General features: G+C 58.2%; 16 protein-coding genes. 10 read left to right on the top strand and 6 right to left on the bottom strand.

Annotation, left to right across the window (positions count from 1 at the left end; translation table 11 throughout):
- Entirely contained in the window at positions 1–972 is a 972-nt protein-coding gene (locus WG622_RS17070) for a Gfo/Idh/MocA family oxidoreductase (RefSeq protein ID WP_339404624.1), read from the top strand.
- Positions 973–1327: 355 nt separating this feature from the next.
- Here the strand turns inward: WG622_RS17070 and betC are convergent, their stop codons facing one another.
- Positions 1328–2836 (bottom strand): choline-sulfatase, encoded by a 1509-nt coding sequence (gene betC, locus WG622_RS17065; RefSeq protein WP_339404623.1) that lies wholly within the window; start codon positions 2834–2836, stop codon positions 1328–1330.
- 170 nt (positions 2837–3006) lie between these two features.
- Here betC and WG622_RS17060 point away from each other — a divergent pair, with 170 nt between their 5' ends.
- Positions 3007–3339 carry an NIPSNAP family protein gene (locus WG622_RS17060; protein ID WP_339404622.1) on the top strand — a complete coding sequence of 111 codons (333 nt, stop codon included), beginning with the start codon at positions 3007–3009 and terminating at the stop codon, positions 3337–3339.
- 37 nt (positions 3340–3376) lie between these two features.
- On the opposite strand, the gene WG622_RS17055 is transcribed toward WG622_RS17060, so the two are convergent.
- From WG622_RS17055 to WG622_RS17045, 3 genes are all read right to left on the bottom strand, one after another.
- Positions 3377–3634: a YjhX family toxin gene (locus WG622_RS17055; RefSeq protein WP_339404621.1), complete on the bottom strand. Its 258-nt coding sequence runs from the start codon at positions 3632–3634 to the stop codon at positions 3377–3379.
- 210 nt (positions 3635–3844) lie between these two features.
- Positions 3845–5062 carry an MFS transporter gene (locus tag WG622_RS17050; protein ID WP_339404620.1) on the bottom strand — a complete coding sequence of 406 codons (1218 nt, stop codon included), beginning with the start codon at positions 5060–5062 and terminating at the stop codon, positions 3845–3847.
- Between the two features lie 36 nt (positions 5063–5098).
- Positions 5099–6247, bottom strand: coding sequence for a CaiB/BaiF CoA transferase family protein (locus tag WG622_RS17045; protein ID WP_339404619.1), 1149 nt, complete (start codon positions 6245–6247; stop codon positions 5099–5101).
- Positions 6248–6361: 114 nt separating this feature from the next.
- Here WG622_RS17045 and WG622_RS17040 point away from each other — a divergent pair, with 114 nt between their 5' ends.
- Both WG622_RS17040 and WG622_RS17035 read left to right on the top strand, forming a co-directional pair.
- A complete protein-coding gene (locus tag WG622_RS17040) occupies positions 6362–8095 on the top strand; it encodes a sensor histidine kinase (protein ID WP_339404618.1) in 1734 nt (577 codons plus the stop codon).
- Complete coding sequence (locus WG622_RS17035; protein ID WP_339404617.1) at positions 8092–9435, top strand: sigma-54-dependent transcriptional regulator; 1344 nt, start codon at positions 8092–8094, stop codon at positions 9433–9435. The genes WG622_RS17040 and WG622_RS17035 overlap by 4 nt, the downstream gene beginning before the upstream one ends.
- Here the strand turns inward: WG622_RS17035 and WG622_RS17030 are convergent.
- Positions 9432–10121 (bottom strand): aspartate/glutamate racemase family protein, encoded by a 690-nt coding sequence (locus WG622_RS17030; protein ID WP_339404616.1) that lies wholly within the window; start codon positions 10119–10121, stop codon positions 9432–9434. The genes WG622_RS17035 and WG622_RS17030 overlap by 4 nt on opposite strands.
- Before the next feature lie 85 nt (positions 10122–10206).
- On the opposite strand from WG622_RS17030, the gene WG622_RS17025 reads away from it, so the two are divergent.
- Together WG622_RS17025 and WG622_RS17020 are read left to right on the top strand one after the other, a co-directional pair.
- Positions 10207–11601 carry an amidase gene (locus WG622_RS17025; RefSeq protein WP_339404615.1) on the top strand — a complete coding sequence of 465 codons (1395 nt, stop codon included), beginning with the start codon at positions 10207–10209 and terminating at the stop codon, positions 11599–11601.
- 115 nt (positions 11602–11716) lie between these two features.
- On the top strand, positions 11717–11872 hold the full coding sequence (locus tag WG622_RS17020) for a hypothetical protein (protein WP_339404614.1): 156 nt from the start codon (positions 11717–11719) through the stop codon (positions 11870–11872).
- Between the two features lie 96 nt (positions 11873–11968).
- Here the strand turns inward: WG622_RS17020 and WG622_RS17015 are convergent, their stop codons facing one another.
- Positions 11969–12364, bottom strand: a complete 396-nt coding sequence (locus WG622_RS17015) for a MerR family transcriptional regulator (protein ID WP_339404613.1) — start codon at positions 12362–12364, stop codon at positions 11969–11971.
- A gap of 94 nt (positions 12365–12458) precedes the next feature.
- Here WG622_RS17015 and WG622_RS17010 point away from each other — a divergent pair, with 94 nt between their 5' ends.
- The 4 genes from WG622_RS17010 to WG622_RS16995 all read left to right on the top strand — a co-directional run bounded on the left by WG622_RS17010 (position 12459) and on the right by WG622_RS16995 (position 16367).
- Complete coding sequence (locus WG622_RS17010) at positions 12459–13118, top strand: CHRD domain-containing protein (protein ID WP_339404612.1); 660 nt, start codon at positions 12459–12461, stop codon at positions 13116–13118.
- Positions 13119–13244: 126 nt separating this feature from the next.
- Entirely contained in the window at positions 13245–14255 is a 1011-nt protein-coding gene (locus tag WG622_RS17005; protein ID WP_339404611.1) for a type 2 periplasmic-binding domain-containing protein, read from the top strand.
- A gap of 63 nt (positions 14256–14318) precedes the next feature.
- A complete protein-coding gene (locus WG622_RS17000) occupies positions 14319–14963 on the top strand; it encodes a TRAP transporter small permease subunit (RefSeq protein ID WP_339404610.1) in 645 nt (214 codons plus the stop codon).
- A 3-nt stretch (positions 14964–14966) separates the two neighbouring features.
- Positions 14967–16367, top strand: coding sequence for a TRAP transporter large permease (locus WG622_RS16995; RefSeq protein WP_339404609.1), 1401 nt, complete (start codon positions 14967–14969; stop codon positions 16365–16367).
- Positions 16368–16428 lie beyond the last annotated feature (61 nt).

Here is a 16428-nt window from a genome sequence, read left to right as displayed (position 1 = left end):
ATGAACGGATTGCTGATCGGCTATGGCAATATGGGCCGCAACCATGCACGGCTCTTGTTGCAGACCGAACATGAGTTGAGCCTCGTGGAACCCTCCTGCGCGGATCGCGATGATCTGCCCGAGACCATGAAGGCGATCTACGACAGTTTGGACGCCGCGCTGGCGAGCGACAGCTATGATTTCGCTGTGGTCGCCGCGCCCTCTTCGCTGCATTTTGATATCGCCAAACAGCTGATCCAAGAAGGCATTGACCTCTTGGTGGAAAAGCCGCTTTGCGATACGCTTGAAGCTGCCGAGGAATTGGCACGGATCGCTAAGGCCAAGGGCGTGCGGATTCTGCCCGGCCATGTTGAACGCTATAACCCTGCGGTCATTCACTTGAAACAACAGCTACAGGCCTTGGATCTCAGCAGCGTCTACCGAGTTGAAGTCGTGCGTTGCTCGCCTTTTCCGCCGCGGATTTCCGATGTCGGCGTCGCGGCTGATCTGAGCGTTCATGACCTGGATGCAATCAACTTTCTGCTAGGCGAAACCGCAACATCGGTCTATTGCCGCCGCGCCCAGAATATTCACGCCACCCAAGAAGACGGTGTGCTGGCCATCCTGAACTACAACGGAAAGTTTGACTGTGTGATGAACACCAACTGGACTACGCCACTGAAACGCCGCGAGATGCGCGTGTTTGGGGCCTGGGGCATGTTCAGCATCGATTTCATCGCCCAAGAGGTCACTTTCGTTGAAAACCCAAGCCATGAGGCTGGGCAAAGCCTGACGGCCATTGGGGCTGGTGATCCGGTCAAGCTTGAGGTGGTCAAAGCCGAGCCGCTCAAGAATGAGCTGGATTATTTCTTTGCCGGTCTGGCCGAAAAGCGTTTCTTTGACGAAGAAGTCCAAAGTGCAATTAATGTGATAAAGGTTGTGGGAAGCTTTGAAGCCTCACACCGCCAAGGCCGCGATATCGCGCTAGTTTAGGGCCGAGTGTCACTGCAGGGATTGCTTACGACTGGGGGCAGAATGGCAATTTCTCATGAGGGTTTCTGATCTAGCCGCCCCAATAGCGCTACTCCCCATTGGGGCGATACAATCCTCAAAAACGTGAAGCAGAAACTGTAAGAAGCCAAGCTGGATTTCGATACACTCTGGGAAACTATCAACACCGGCCAGTTCTTTTGCGGAACAGGTTCCGTGCTACGTATGTCAGCCCGCGTTGCAAGCGCCAACACATTGAAAAGACTCACTCCGAAAACGGGGGCTGGGTCACTCGCGTCCCTTGTTAGTTCTCCTTACTCTAATTGAAGGTTGAGAAAACATTGCCGAAAGCGTTCTACTACTCCCCGCGCGGAAACCTCGCGTTTTCCTCGACCACATTCAGATCCATGTGGTTGCGCATATAGCGCTCGCTGGCTTTCTGCAGTGGCTGGTAGTCCCACGGGAAATAGCCGCCCTGACGCAAAGCTTCATAGACCACCCAGCGTCGCGCTTGGCTGGCGCGGACATCTGAATCGAACCTCTCTAGATCCCAGCGGGCTTCGGATTTGTCGCGCAAGGAGGCAAGCGTTCCTTGATGGGCCGGATCTTCGGCCAGATTGGTCAGCTCGTGCGGGTCGTCCTCCAGATGATAGAGCTGATCCGGATCCAAAGCGCAGCGGTTATATTTCCATGGCCCATAGCGCAGCGAGACCAGCGGCGCGTAAGAAGCCTCGGCTGCATATTCCATGGCAACGGGTGTGGTGCGTTCGCCGCCCTGACCTAGATGCACAAGGCTTTCGCCGGTGGTCCAGGGCATGACTTCGTCCATCGAAACCCCTGCCAGATCGCAGAGCGTTGGGCAGACATCGATTGTGGACACCGGCGTGTCCACGCGACCGGGCTCCATGGAGGGGGCTGCGATCATCAAGGGCACGCGGGCCGAGCCCTCATAGAAACACATTTTGAACCAGAGGCCGCGTTCGCCCAGCATGTCTCCGTGATCAGAGACAAAGAGGATGATCGCCTCTTGGCGCGTACCTTCAAGCGCCTCCATGACTTCGCCGATCTTATCGTCAAGGTAAGAGATATTGGCGAAATAGGCGCGGCGGGATTTCTTGATGTCCTCTTCCGAGATGTCGAAGTTGCGCCAGTCATTGGCGTCAAAGATGCGTTTGGAATGGGCGTCCTGGTTGTCATAGCCAAGGTCCGCGATCTCGGGCAGCAGATGTTCGCAGTCCTCATAGCGATCCCAGTATTTCTTGCGCGCGACATAGGGGTCATGTGGGTGGGTAAAGCTGACGGTCAGGCACCAGGGGCGGCCGTCCTTGCCGCGCGCCAGATCATAGATCTTTTGTGTGGCGTGAAAGGCGACCTCGTCGTCATATTCCATCTGGTTGGTGATCTCCGCGACGCCTGCGCCGGTGACAGAGCCCATGTTGTGATACCACCAATCGATGCGTTCACCGGGTTTGCGGTAATCGGGAGTCCAGCCGAAATCGGGCGGGTAAATGTCTGTGGTCAAGCGGCTTTCAAAGCCGTGAAGCTGGTCCGGACCGACGAAATGCATCTTGCCCGACAGGCAGGTGTAATACCCCGCACGGCGCAAATGATGCGCGTAGGTTGGGATATCAGAGGCGAACTCAGCCGCATTGTCATAGACGCCGGTTTGGCTGGGCAATTGACCGGACATGAAACTCGCACGGCCCGGTGCGCAGAGCGGGCTGGCGGTGTAGGTCGTGGTAAAACGCGTGGAGCGCTCGGCCAATTTGCGCAGGTTTGGAGCGTGGAGCCACTCGGCGGGGCCATCAGGGAACAGGGTTCCATTCAGCTGGTCCACCATGAAAATCAGAATATTCGGTTGTGTCATATGCGCCCCCCTACTTGAGGCGAGACTAGTAGCAACGGGGTCGTTTTGAATAGCCTGTTTGCGACCAAATTCGAAGATCACGGATCGTGAGGCATTCCATCACAGATCGCCGATTGACGGGGGGACCGCTGGGCGCAAATCTACGGGCAACCCAAAACCAAGAGGCCCCAATGATCACCTGCTATCTCTCTTACCAAATCGACCCGACCCAAGTGGCGGCGTTTGAGGCCTATGGCAAAAGCTGGATTGCACTGGTCGAGAAATACGGTGGGCAGCATCACGGGTATTTCCTGCCACACGAAGGGCCGAATGATCTGGCGACGGCGGCGTTTTCGTTTGAAAGCCTTGCGGCCTATGAAGAGTACCGCGAAAAGATCAAAACCGACGCGGACTGCGTGGCTGCCTTTGAGTTCGCCGAGAAAACCGGCTGTATCAAACGCTATGATCGCTATTTCATGCGCCCAGTGTTTGAAGGCGACGCGGGTGCTGTCGCGGATTTCTAAATGAAAGAACCCCGAGAAAGATCCCGGGGTTTTCCACCTATCGATTGTCGAGTTGCGCATTGACCGATCGCAGACCCAAATGGGTGATGCGATAGGGTTGGCCGCGCGTCGATCTGATCAACCGACGTTTTTTGAGGCGATCAAAGGTGGCCAGGCTGCAATCTGTCAGCACATGACCGTCGCGGTTAAAGCATCTGACAGCATGTATTTTGCCGTTTGACAGCCGGTCATAGTGGATCGCTCCACCCTGCGCCAAAGCATGCAAAACACGCTGTTCGTGTTTTGAGATATTCACGGGATTGTCTCTTGAGTTTAGGTCAGCCGAAAATCCTCCCGGCATCGCGCGCGGAAGGCTTTGGGTTCAGGGCCCGCCTTTTGCGGACCTTAGAGCCGGGGCTCTTGGCTAGACATAAAATCTCCATCGCTCAGACGGTGAGCGTAAGGCTGATGTAAGAGAGCCGGAGGGGTTGCTCAACTCAGAAGGCGGCGAAAATCCAGAGCTGTGTCAATCCAGACGCAGGCTGAACAACCCGTAAATCAGCAGGACTGCGCTTGCGAAAGCGGCAAAGAGGAAAGGTGCTCGCAGGGCGGTTTCGCGGCTGGCCTCTTGTTCCACGAGCCACACGATCACACCGCCCGCAAGCGATCCCAATGGCATCGAGCCCCAGCCGAGAAAGCGGTAAATGCTATTCACGCGCCCCAGCAGCTCTGCTGGTATACGACGTTGCCGCCAGCTGACGGTGATCACATTCCAGACCATGGCCGCGAACATGATTGAGAACAGGGCCGCCGCCATGACGACGCCGTTCGGGCTGATGCCAACCACGCCATAGCCGATGCCCCAAGTCGCAAGGGCTAGATACAAACAGAGCTGCGCGCCCAAATTGCGGATTAGGAATGGCGCGCAAAGGCTGCCTCCGATGGCACCTGCTGCGGCGACCGAAAGGATGACACCATACTGCGCCGCGCTGAGGCCAAGCACGTCCTGGGCAAAAAGAACCTGCACCGTGATCGTCAGCATCGCCAGAAAATTGGCGCAGCCCAACACGATCGCTAGCCGCAGCAACACGCGATCTGAACGCATGAAGGCGATGCCTTCTTTCAGAGCTTTCATGAACCCGGTCTGCACGGGCTCTTTCGGGGCAAGCGAGATCATCCAGACCAGCCCTGCGGCCAAAACCAGAACTGCCAGATCAAGGCCAAAGGGCACGGCGATCCCTGTTGCGATCAAAAGCCCGGCCAAAGGCGGGCCGATGAACTGGCCTGTCAGTTGCTCGGCGCTCCAGAGCTGGCCGTTGGCGGCTTCAAGGTCTTTGGGGGCGACGATGTCGGGCAAGATGGTTTGGGCTGCGTTGTCGCGAAGGACTTCCGCCGATCCCAACAAAAGCGCGAGGCCTGCGAGCACCCAGATCGCGCCTGGGCCGGGATTGCTGAGGGCAAGGATCAGGATTGCACCCACGATGAAGGCACGTAACAGGTCCGCGCGGGCGATCAGTTTCCGCCGGTCGGTGCGGTCGGCGATAACGCCCGCAGGCAGGGAAAACAAAAGCCATGGGATGCGGCCCGCAGCGGCAACGGCGGCAATGGCGATGGGTTCTCGTGTCAAGAGTGTTGCGAGCCAAGGGAGCGCCAATGCGACGAGGCCGTCGCCGAGGTTTGTCAAAGCGCCAGCGGTGAACAGAAGGCGGTAGTTGCGATTGCGGACCAACAGTGGTGACGACATTTCAATACTCTTTACTAATTTTGTGACGGCCGGGGCCTAATCCGCCTCAAAACCCCATTCCCCTTCGCCCAAAACCGGCGCGGCCTTGTCAGTGGCCAATGTGCTTCGGGAAAACCTAAGCGGCGTGCGCAGCCCCGGCAATCCTTCGGGCGTGATCTTCATGCCGCGCGCCTTGGCCTGCGGGTCGTCCAAGGCCTCGGCAACCGAATTGATTGGACCGCCTGGGACGCCAGCCTCTTCTAAAGCTGTGATCAGAGACGATTTGGTCCATTGGCGTGTCAGGTCTGAAAGCAACGGCACAAGGATATCCCGGTTCTCCACTCGCGCAGGGTTTGTGGCGAACCGCTCATCCTCAGCCAGATCTTTTTGCCCCAAGACCTCAGCCAAAATCGCAAACTGGCGATCATTGCCGCAGGCGATCACCAGATGACCGTCGCTGGCCTCAAACACCTGATAGGGCACAATAGACGGATGCGCATTGCCCATTCGTTTGGGGCTCGCGCCGCCCAAAAGATGCGCCGAGGCTTGGTTCGCCAGAACCGCCAGCCCGGTATCAAAGAGCGACAGATCCACGTGCTGCCCCAACCCCGATACCACGCGTTCTTGCAAAGCGGCTTGAATTCCGATGACGCCATAAAGCCCTGTGAACACATCAATCCAAGCCACGCCCACTTTTTGCGGATCGCCATCGGGGTCTCCGGTCAGATCCATAATACCGGTCATGCCTTGCAAAAGGTAATCATACCCCGCCTGCTGCGCCCGTGGACCGGTTTGGCCGAAGCCCGTCAGAGACGCGTAGACCAGTCGCGGGTTGTCCGCCTTCAGGCTGTCATAGTCCAAACCGTATTTCGCGAGACCTCCGACTTTGAAGTTCTCGATCAAGACGTCAGCCTCGCCGATCAACGCCTTCAGCCGCGCCAGATCCTCGTCGTTTTTCAGATCGCAGGTGACAGAGGTCTTCCCCCGATTGGCCGCGTGAAAATAGCTGGCGACCCGTTCGTTGCCCCCAAGCGCATTGGGGCGGTCAAAGAACGGCGGGCCCCACTTTCGGGTGTCGTCGCCCTCGGGCGCTTCGACCTTGATGACCTCGGCGCCCAGGTCTGCCAGTGTCTGCCCAATCCACGGGCCTGCCAGAATGCGGGCAAGTTCGACGACCTTGAGGCCTTTGAGCGGGGCGTTGGACATGGGGGACTCCTGCTAGACGGGGTCAACCCTAAAGCCTTTCACGCGAGAGGAAAGAGGGGCAGAGGTGACAAGTCGCAATTCACCGCTATAGTCCCGCTGTGGGAGGGGACGCATTTGCGCACACGCATTGTCATATTGGCCTTTGTCGCCGTGCTGGCGGCGGCCATCGGGATCTTTTGGGCGTCCTTTGTCTATTTCGAGGGCGAGCAAAAGGCGCGGGCCAAGGGGCAGTTGTCGCTGTATCGCTCAACCATCGTGGCCGAGCTCGAGAAGTTCTCGCATTTGACCTATGTGCTGGCGCGCGATCCCTTTGTGATTGGCACCGCGAAAGGCGGCGATCGTGGGCTGCTGAACGCGCGGCTGGAACGCTTTGCCGATGAGGCGGGTGTCTTCGCAATCTATCTGATGGACCCGACGGGGCTGACGATTGCCGCGTCCAACCATGATCACGACGTGACCTATGTGGGCCAGAACTATGGGTTTAGACCCTATTTCCAAGAGGCCTTTGCAGGTACGCAAAGCCAATACTATGCGATTGGCGCGACGACGGGGCTGCCCGGGTATTTCATCGCCGATCCGGTGCGGGATCGAGCGGGTGACGTACTGGGCGTCATTGCGATCAAACTGCATCTGGATGCGTTGGAAGACAGCTGGCGCGAGGCCGGCGAGGATGTATTTCTGGCCGATGAGAACGGCGTGATCCTTTTGGCGTCTGATCCGTCGTGGCTTTATCAGTCCCTCGCAGATCTGACCCCCGCCGCTCGCGCCAAAATCGGCGAAACCCGGCAGTTCATGAATGAACCCCTGACCACTTTGGATTGGCGCGTCTTGGACGAGGACCGTGCGGTCCTCGCCGGCGATCAACTGCTGCACCTTGAAGCCAAAGACATTCCGAACGGCTGGCAGCTGCATTATTTCGCGGACTACTCCCCTGCCCTGACGCGCAGCCTGTTGGGCGCGGGGCTCTTCACGATCCTTGCCATTCTGGCGCTGAGTTTTACGCAGTTCCGCTATGGTCGCCGCATCGGCGCGGCTTTGCGGCGATCCGAGGCCGAAGAGGCGCAGTTGCGGCAGGCCAACGAACGACTGGCGGTGGAAATCGAAGAGCGTCGCACGGCGGAACGGCGACTGGAACGCACACAGGACGAGTTGGAACGCGCCGGGCGCCTGGCGGCTTTGGGTCAGCTTTCAGCCTCAGTGACCCATGAACTCGGCCAGCCTATTGCGGCCATGCGCAACCACCTCGCGGCGGCTGAAATGTCGGACGCAGGCCCAACCCGCGCCATGCCCAAGATCGAAGAACTGGTGGACCGCATGGAAGGCATCACGCGCCAGCTTAAGTTCTTTGCCCATACCGAGGGCGAGGGTTTCGCCGTGGTCGATCTGCGCGAAGCCCTGTCGGCGAGCCTGTCGCTGGTGGCCCCCAATATAGAGAGTGGCGAGGTCGACCTGCAGTTCGCGCCTCCGCCCGAGCCGGTGTTGATCTGGGGCAGCAAGCTGAGGATCGAGCAAGTCATGGTCAATCTTCTGCGCAATGCGGTTGACGCGATGGAGGGCGAGGACACTCGGCTTTTGACCGTCGAGATCGGCAGCAACGGACGGGCTTGGTTCACCATTCGGGACTCGGGACATGGGCTGGGGGACAGCACTCTGGCGACCTTGCAGGAACCCTTCGTGACCACACGCGAAAGCGGGCGTGGCATGGGGCTGGGCCTTGCGATTTCTTCTAATATTGTGGCGGAACATGACGGTCATCTGACGGCAGAAAATGCGCCCGATGGTGGGGCCATCTTTAAAGTAGACCTGCCGCTTTACGGCAGCATGGCCCAAGACGAGGCAACAGAATGAGCGACACGTCCGAGACCCCTAGCGTGCTGATCGCCGAAGACGACCGCTCGATGCGCACAAGCCTCATCGATCTGATGGAGGCCGCAGGCTGGCGGGTTGAGGCCGTTCCGCGGGCGGAAAAAGTCGCGGAACGTATGGTGGAATTTCAACCCGATGTGATCCTGTCTGACGTGCGGATGCCGGGCATGTCGGGGCTGGAGTTGCTGGCGAGCCTGAACCCTCAGATCTCTCCGCCCTTGGTGCTGATTTCGGCGCATGGGGACATTCCAATGGCGACGCAAGCCATCAAGGATGGGGCCTATGGGTTCATCGAAAAACCCTATGAGCCGCGCCGCCTGTTGAACATTCTGGCCCATGCCAGCGACCAACATAGGATGCGGCGCACAACGCAGCGCCTTAAGGATCGTTTGCTCAATCTGTCAGGCCTCGATCGCATCCTTTTAGGAGCCAGCGCGCGGACGCGGGGTTTGCGGGATGAGGTGTTGGATCTGGCAGAGATCGACGTACCGGTTTTGTTGCAAGGCGAAACCGGCACCGGCAAAGAACTGGTGGCCCGCGCTCTGCATGATCTGGGCAAACGCGCCGATGGGCCGTTTCTGGCGATCAACTGCGCAACGCTCAGCGCGGATACCTTTGAGGAAGACATGTTCGGTCGCGAAGGCGGCGCGCGCGGGCGACTTTTGTCGGCTGATGGTGGCACGCTTTTCTTGGATGAAATCGGAGCCTGCCCGATGCCGGTTCAGGCGGCGCTGTTGCGCGTGATCGAGGACGGAGAGGTCCGCCCCCTTGGCGCAGACACGCCTGTGCCGGTTAACTTCCGCGTGCTCTCGGCCACGAATGAAGACGCGGACACCGCAGTCGCTGAGGGCCGTTTGCGCAAAGATCTCTTGTTCCGCATCAACCGCGTTGTTTGTGCTTTGCCGACTCTTCGCGAGCGGCGCGACGACATCATGCTTTTGGTGACGCATTTCATGCAGGAATTCGCGCGGGTTTATGAAACGACGCCACCGGATGTGACACCCGAGGATCTGACCGCCTTGATGGCCCACGATTGGCCCGGCAACGTACGCGAACTGCGCAATGTGGCCGAGCGTCGGGTGCTCGCGGCGCGACGTGGCGCGGGGTCTATGGGTGCTGCGATCCAAGTCGATGGTCTGCCCGAAGACGTGCCGGTGACGCTCCGAGAGTCTGTGGCCGCCTATGAACGCGAGTTGATTTCCAAGGCGATCAAGGCCCATGAAGGCCGTATGGATGCGGTGGCCGAAGCGCTCGGGATCGGTCGCCGGACGCTGAACGAAAAGATCGTGAAGCTGGGCCTCGATAAGGATGCGTTGCTTTAGTCGAGGGCCAAGTCCAAGGCCGCGCGACAATGGATCAATGTGGTGTCAAACACTGGCACCTTGACGTTGCTTTCGTTCAATAAAAGCCCGACTTCAGTGCACCCAAGGATCAAACTATCTGCACCTTGCTCTGCAAGCCGTTCAGCGATCGCGACATACGCGGCCTCGCTTTCCGGGCGCAGAACGGCTTTGCAGAGCTCATTATAGATAATGTCATGAGTCTCTGCCCGATCCGAGTCATTGGGGATAATGGGCGTCAATCCCGCCGCTCGCAGCCGGTCTGTATAAAAACTCTGTTCCATCGTGAATTTTGTGGGCATCAGGCCGGGAGATGAAAGACCTTGAGCGGCAATGGCCTGCGCTGTCGCGTCCGCGATGTGCACAAATGGGATGGACACATCTGCCAGCATCTCGTCCGCCAATTTGTGCATTGTGTTTGTTGCAAGGATCAGAACCTCGGCCCCTGCATCCTGTAGTTTCAGCGCCTCCGTATTCAGGATCCGCCCGGCTGCCGCCCAGTCTCCTTGTGCCTGCAAGTCTGCAATGGGCGCAAAATCCAGTGAGCGGATCAGGAGTTCTGGTGAATGGAGCCCGCCCAGCTTTGCCTGAGTCAGGGCACAGAGCTCGCGATAATAGACCTGAGTAGAGGCTGCGGACATGCCACCAAGAATGCCAATCGTTTTCATCTATGTTCCCTCAGACTTCGGATCCCCTTGTCACACAGCTTGCGACAAAAGCCATGCCGTGTAGGAATGTATCCGGGAGCGAGACATGATCAATCTAAATGCCACGGCGACAGATATTTTGCGCGGGATCCGTGAGGGGCGCACCAAAGCGGCGGACCTTATGGCGGCGACGTTTGACCGGATTGAGGCCGCGAACCCAGGCGTAAATGCTCTGGTCTCAGTTTTGGATCGCGAAGACGCCCTTGAGCTGGCACATCAAGCAGATCAAACAGAGCCCGTCGGACCGCTGCATGGATTGCCCATCGCGGTCAAAGATCTCGCGAATGCGGCAGGGTTTGTGACGACGATGGGGTCGCCACTGTTTGCCTCGGCCAAAGCGGCGAAAACTGATGACATCATGGTGGCGCGCATGCGCGATGCCGGAGCGATCGTGATCGGCAAAACCAACACGCCGGAATTTGGCCTTGGCAGCCACACCACAAACCCGGTTTTCGGGCCCACGCGCAACCCGTGGGATGTGTCGAGCACCGCCGGAGGTTCTTCAGGCGGCGCAGCGGTTGCTTTGGCCACGGGCATGTTGGCCTTGGCGGATGGATCGGACATGATGGGATCCCTGCGCAATCCTGCGGGATGGACCGGCACATACGGGTTGCGCCCCAGTTTTGGGGCCGTCCCGTCCGAGCCCCATGCCGATAGTTTCCTGCCACAGCTTTCCACCAACGGCCCCATGGCGCGCAATCCAAAAGACCTTGCGCTCTTGCTCTCGGTTCAGGCCGGTCGGGACCCGCGTCAGCCCCATCACACGCCGCTTGATCAAGCAGGCCCGTCGCGCCCGTTGCGGATCGGTTGGCTTGCGGATTGGGAAGGCGCCTTCCCCATGGAGTCCGGCATCTTGGACGTCTGCTCTGACGCCATTGTCGCGCTGGACGCTTTGGGGCACGAGATCGTGCCTCTGTCGCCGGGCTTTGCCGCCGATGCGCTTTGGGACAGTTGGATCACTCTGAGGTCCTGGCAAGTCGCCACCAGTCTTGCCCCGCTTGAGGCTCTGCCCAATGGACGCGCGCACCTGAATCGCCAAGCGATCTGGGAGCTGGATCGTGGCAAGGCGATGTTGGCGCTGGAGGTCCACAAGGCCTCGGTCACGCGATCCCAATGGTTTGCGCAGGCCGCGCGTTTGTTTGAACAGGTGGATGTGCTGGCCCTGCCAACCGCGCAATGCTGGCCGTTTGATGTGGATATGGACTGGCCCAAAGAGATCGCGGGTCAGTCGATGGACACTTATCACCGCTGGATGGAGGTTGTGGTTCCCGCTAGTCTGATCGGTCTTCCGGCATTGGCTGTGCCTGCAGGTTTTGGGTCGCATGGGCTACCGATGGGGCTTCAGCTGATTGGTCCGCGTGGGTCTGACTTTCGCTTGTTGCAGATGGCAGAGGCCTATCACACAGCCGTCGATTGGACATCAAAACGCCCTGACGTTTAGGCATTTCGCAGATTTTTACGGAAATGAGCGCCTGAACTTCACCTGAGTGATATTTTGCATTGACAATGCGTATTATAATATGCATTTAGGATGTGTATATGAAAGGACCCACAAAATGGCACTCGCGGAACTGATTTTATGGCCCGGCACCAAAGTCTGTGAACACTACGGAATCGATCCTGACAGTGATGCAGGCCTCATTCGCTGGATGGTCAACACACTCGTCTATCTGGTGATCATGTTGGCTTTCGTATGGATCGTCGTGGTCTAAACCCACACTCACGTTGACCCGAGCATCCCCCAACTCACGGTCGTCCCTGGGGGGTCCTTTTTGAAATCGAAAGGGCCCCCATTTTTTCGCGGGATTTCATTCGAGCCAAAGGCCCATTTCTTTGAGCCTTGCATCCACAAAGCTCTTGTCGGGGTTCTTCACAAAAATTTTCAAAAGATCCCGTGCAGCAGTGAGCTCTGCGATTTTTGCGTCGATCTCTTTGACTTTATCGGCCAAAACCGAAGCCCTTTCTTCGCGTGAAACCGTGTCCGACAGGATTTGATTCAGCGGATCCACCAGTTCTTTCAAACTGAAGTGCAGACGTTTGGCGAGCGAGATAATCATCAGTCGCTCGAGCGTCGTGTCGTCATAATCGCGATAGGTCCGGCTGCCGGCCTGTATCGGCTTGGAATGCAGCAGGCCCAAAGACTCATAATGCCGGATTCCGTCTTTAGACAAGCCAGACTTCTTGGCGACTTCTCCGATCAACATGGGGCGGTCCTTGTGACAAAGCGCTTGACTGTAGGGATACTCCCACAGGGTAAAGCTACTGCAATTTCGGAGAATCACAAAAAGGAACTGTGAAATGCGCGCCTTGCTTTTATGTCTTGCTGTTGCCGCCCTGCCCCTGTCCGCCCAAGAGATTGCGCCGGTGAGCGGTGTCACGCTGGAGACCAACGCTGGCTCTGACATCGGATATGTTTTTGAGGCGTGGCTGAGCCCGCAACAAGAGGGCGGCGAGGAAGAGGACACGCCTGCCTTCATCCCGAGTATGTTCAAATCAACGGCGCCGTCCGTGGCGCGCAACGACCGTCCGTCTCGCGGCCATGGCACGCTGTCTTTCACCAAAGATTTCAGCAAAGCCTATGCCCATGTCGCGATTGAAGGCGTGAACCCCGAGGACATCGCGATGTTTCATATTCACTGCGGTCGTCCTGGTCAGCTAGGCCCCATCATCGTGGATTTTGGGTTGGAAAATGATCTGCCGAGCCTGTTTGACGACGGCGTTTTGTCTTTGGAAATCACAAACGAAGACATTGTGGCCACCAAAGACCACGGCCATGGCCTCGTGGCAGCCTTCACCGCCGGGTGCCCGATCACGCCTGCTGTGCCCTTGGACAAAGTGGTGACCGTTGCGGGCATGGCCCAGATCGCGTTTGAGCGAGAGCTCTATTTCAACCTGCACACCCATGGTCAGATGTTCTTTGGGGACATCCGTGGGCAGTTGCACCCGGTTGCCAAATAACGCCTCAGGGTGTCCTCTGCGGAAATCCGCATGGGCACCCTGCCCCGCCCGCGCAATTTTCCTCATACCGAAGTGTTAACGAATCCGGCACACTCCCGAGCATCACGCATGAAACGGGAGGAAACCATGCGCAATCTTCTGACAAAAACTACTGTTGCCGCCATTTCTCTGGCCTTCGCCACCGAGGCCATGGCGACCGAGTGGAATGTGTCCCTTTGGGGCAAACGCCGTGCTTTCACCGAGCACGTTGAGAAAATCGCCGAGCTCGTAAGCGAGAAAACCGGTGGCGAGTTCACCTTGAACCTGTCCTATGGCGGTCTGTCCAAGAACCGTGAAAACCTCGATGGTATCTCTATTGGCGCGTTTGAAATGGCGCAGTTCTGCGCGGGCTATCACCGTGACAAGAACCCGTCGATCACTGTTCTGGAACTGCCATTCCTCGGCGTGAGCAGCCTTGAGCAAGAGGTAGAGCTGTCTATGGCCGTCTACCAGCACCCTGCTGCCGTGGCCGACCTTGGCCGCTGGAACGCGACCCTGCTGATGCCATCCCCGCTGCCACAGTACAACATCGTCGGTGTGGGCGACGCGCCAAGCACTCTGGCTGACTTCGAAGGCCTGTCCGTGCGCGCAACCGGTGGTATTGGTGCTGCAATGAAGACCGTTGGCGCGGTTCCGACCTCTATGTCGGCGACCGAAGTGCGTCAGGCGATGGACAGTGGTGTTGTGAAAGCGGTCAGCTTTGCACCACACGCGCATATGTCCTTTGGCACCATCGAGAACGGCACATGGTGGACCACGAACCTGAACCCAGGCACCGTGAACTGCCCCGTTGTTGTAAACACCGACGCGCTGAACGATCTGTCTGACGCGCATCGCGACGCGCTCTTGGGCTCTGTTGATGAGGCGCTTGCGCATTACATCGACAACTACAACAACAAGACCATGGCCGCTTGGGGCCCAGCTCTGGACGAGCGTGGTATTGCCCGCGTAACCTTCTCGGATGCTGAAATCGCAGCCTTCAAAGAAGCCGCCGCAGCGCCAGCCGCAGCCGCTTGGCTGGAAAGCAACACCGCCGCAGGCCTGCCAGCACAAGAGCTTTATGATCTTGTGACCGGCATGATTGCGAACGGCAGCTAATCACTTTGACGAAACGGCCCCGGGGGTACCGCCTCCGGGGCCTTTTACTTGGGGGAGGAACCCATGGCGGGTGGATCTCTGGTGCTGTCGGACAACAGCACTTTGTCCAGGCTGGACGCATCTCTTTATCGGTTGGAACGGGTTTTCGCTTTAATGAGCGGGCTGGCGGTGTTTTCGCTGATGGTTCTGGCGGTGGTCTCGGTCAGTGGACGAAATTTTCTGGGGCAGCCTTTGCCCGGCTATGTGGATTGGATCGAACAGGCGATGCCGCTGATTGCCTTTATGGGCGTGGCCTATACGCAGCGCGATGGCGGCCATATTCGCATGGACATTCTGGTGGGTCGGTTGCGCGGCCGTGTTCTATGGATCGCAGAACTCATCACAACTTTGGCGATCTTGCTGCTGATGGTCCTGATGGTCTGGGGCACATGGGCACATTTTGAGCGCAGCTTTGACTTCGCAGCCCCGCTCTGGAGCCGTGACAGCTCGATGGACATCGCCCTGCCGATCTGGCCTGCGAAACTGCTCGCGCCGGTGGCGTTTTCCGTGCTGGTTCTTCGGCTGTGTCTGCAGGTCTGGGGCTATTGCCGGGCGATTGTGACGAATGCAGAAACACCGGTCGCCGTGCCTTTGATTGCAGATGCTGCGACACAGGCAGCGATGGAAGCCGACACTGTGTCTGGCCTCGAAGAAGACAAGGGGGCCTGATCAATGGAACCGATTGATATTGGATTGGTCGTCTCGGGCGGCTTGTTGGTTCTGGTCGTTCTGGGCATGCGCGTGGCCTTTGCTGCCGGTCTTGCAGGGATGGTCGGACTGATCTGGATTTTCTGGGCCAAGAAAGGCATGGATCCCGAAGACTTCGGCTGGGCTGTGACGGTTGCGGTGAAAACCGCAGGACAGGTCCCGCACTCGAAAGTCAGCTCTCAGGCGCTGAGTCTAATCCCTACGTTTATCCTGATCGGCTATTTGGCCTATTACGCAGGACTGACAAAAGCGCTATTTGAAGCAGCGAAGCGGTGGTTTGCATGGGTGCCAGGGGGGTTGGCGGTGTCCACCGTTTTTGCGACCGCAGGCTTTGCGGCTGTCTCTGGGGCGTCTGTTGCGACATCGGCGGTTTTCGCCCGGATCGCGATCCCAGAGATGTTGAAGATCGGCTACGACAAACGCTTTGCGGCGGGCGTTGTTGCGGCGGGGGGAACTCTCGCATCCTTGATTCCCCCCTCCGCCATTCTCGTGATCTATGCCATCATCGTGGAACAGGACGTTGGGAAGTTGCTGCTGGCTGGCTTTATTCCGGGCGCGTTTTCGGCGCTCGTCTATGGCTTGCTGATCATTGGCTTGGCGCTGGTCATCAAAGACTTCGGCCCGCGGGTCACAGGGTTCACCTGGCGCGAACGTTTCGCGTCCTTGCCGCCTGCCCTGCCGATTGTCTTTGTGGTCGTGACCATCATCTTCTTTGTCTACAACCCCTTCGGCGGAGACGCTTGGGGCACGCCAACAGAAGGTGGCGCGATCGGAGCCTTTGTGGTGTTCCTCATGGCGCTTTATCGCGGCATGCGCTGGCCGCAGCTGAAGGACGCTTTGCTTGAGACGGCTAAACTGTCGGTCATGATCTTCACGATCATTTGGGGCGTTCTGGTCTATGTACGCTTCCTTGGGTTTGCCGACCTGCCAGGAGCCTTTGCCGACTGGATCACCAGTCTGACTATGTCGCCGATGCTGATCCTGATCTGTATCCTGCTGGCCTATGCGGTCCTGGGGATGTTCATGGACGCCATAGGAATGCTCTTGCTGACCTTGCCTGTGGTTTATCCGGCGGTTATGGCGCTGAATGGCGGCGAGTTTGTGTCTGCTGCTGACAGCACCTTTGGTATGAGCGGGCCGATGTGCGCGATCTGGTTCGGGATCTTGGTGGTGAAAATGGCAGAGTTCTGCCTGATCACGCCGCCGATTGGTCTGAACTGTTTCGTGGTCGCCGGTGTGCGGGATGATCTGACCGTGCAGGATGTATTCAAGGGCGTGACTCCGTTCTTTATCGCAGACGGCGTGACGATTGCCTTGCTGGTGGCTTTCCCGGGTATTGTCTTGTGGCTGCCCAGCTTGGTCTAAAAAAATTGGGTTGAGGGGTTCTGCCCCTCGGCCTTCGGTCTCACCCCGGAGTTTTGGGGCA

The organism is Cognatishimia coralii (genome assembly GCF_037478305.1).
Lineage (GTDB): Bacteria > Pseudomonadota > Alphaproteobacteria > Rhodobacterales > Rhodobacteraceae > Cognatishimia > Cognatishimia coralii.
Note: the sequence above shows the minus strand (reverse complement) of the source record. Positions and strands in the feature narration are given on the sequence as shown.

Coding starts and splice junctions, on each gene's coding strand:
- WG622_RS17070 (WP_339404624.1), top strand. CDS start 1: ATGAACGGATTGCTGATCGGCTATGGCAATATGGGCCGCAACCATGCA.
- betC (WP_339404623.1), bottom strand. CDS start 2,836: ATGACACAACCGAATATTCTGATTTTCATGGTGGACCAGCTGAATGGA.
- WG622_RS17060 (WP_339404622.1), top strand. CDS start 3,007: ATGATCACCTGCTATCTCTCTTACCAAATCGACCCGACCCAAGTGGCG.
- WG622_RS17050 (WP_339404620.1), bottom strand. CDS start 5,062: ATGTCGTCACCACTGTTGGTCCGCAATCGCAACTACCGCCTTCTGTTC.
- WG622_RS17045 (WP_339404619.1), bottom strand. CDS start 6,247: ATGTCCAACGCCCCGCTCAAAGGCCTCAAGGTCGTCGAACTTGCCCGC.
- WG622_RS17035 (WP_339404617.1), top strand. CDS start 8,092: ATGAGCGACACGTCCGAGACCCCTAGCGTGCTGATCGCCGAAGACGAC.
- WG622_RS17030 (WP_339404616.1), bottom strand. CDS start 10,121: ATGAAAACGATTGGCATTCTTGGTGGCATGTCCGCAGCCTCTACTCAG.
- WG622_RS17025 (WP_339404615.1), top strand. CDS start 10,207: ATGATCAATCTAAATGCCACGGCGACAGATATTTTGCGCGGGATCCGT.
- WG622_RS17020 (WP_339404614.1), top strand. CDS start 11,717: ATGGCACTCGCGGAACTGATTTTATGGCCCGGCACCAAAGTCTGTGAA.
- WG622_RS17015 (WP_339404613.1), bottom strand. CDS start 12,364: ATGTTGATCGGAGAAGTCGCCAAGAAGTCTGGCTTGTCTAAAGACGGA.
- WG622_RS17010 (WP_339404612.1), top strand. CDS start 12,459: ATGCGCGCCTTGCTTTTATGTCTTGCTGTTGCCGCCCTGCCCCTGTCC.
- WG622_RS17005 (WP_339404611.1), top strand. CDS start 13,245: ATGCGCAATCTTCTGACAAAAACTACTGTTGCCGCCATTTCTCTGGCC.
- WG622_RS17000 (WP_339404610.1), top strand. CDS start 14,319: ATGGCGGGTGGATCTCTGGTGCTGTCGGACAACAGCACTTTGTCCAGG.
- WG622_RS16995 (WP_339404609.1), top strand. CDS start 14,967: ATGGAACCGATTGATATTGGATTGGTCGTCTCGGGCGGCTTGTTGGTT.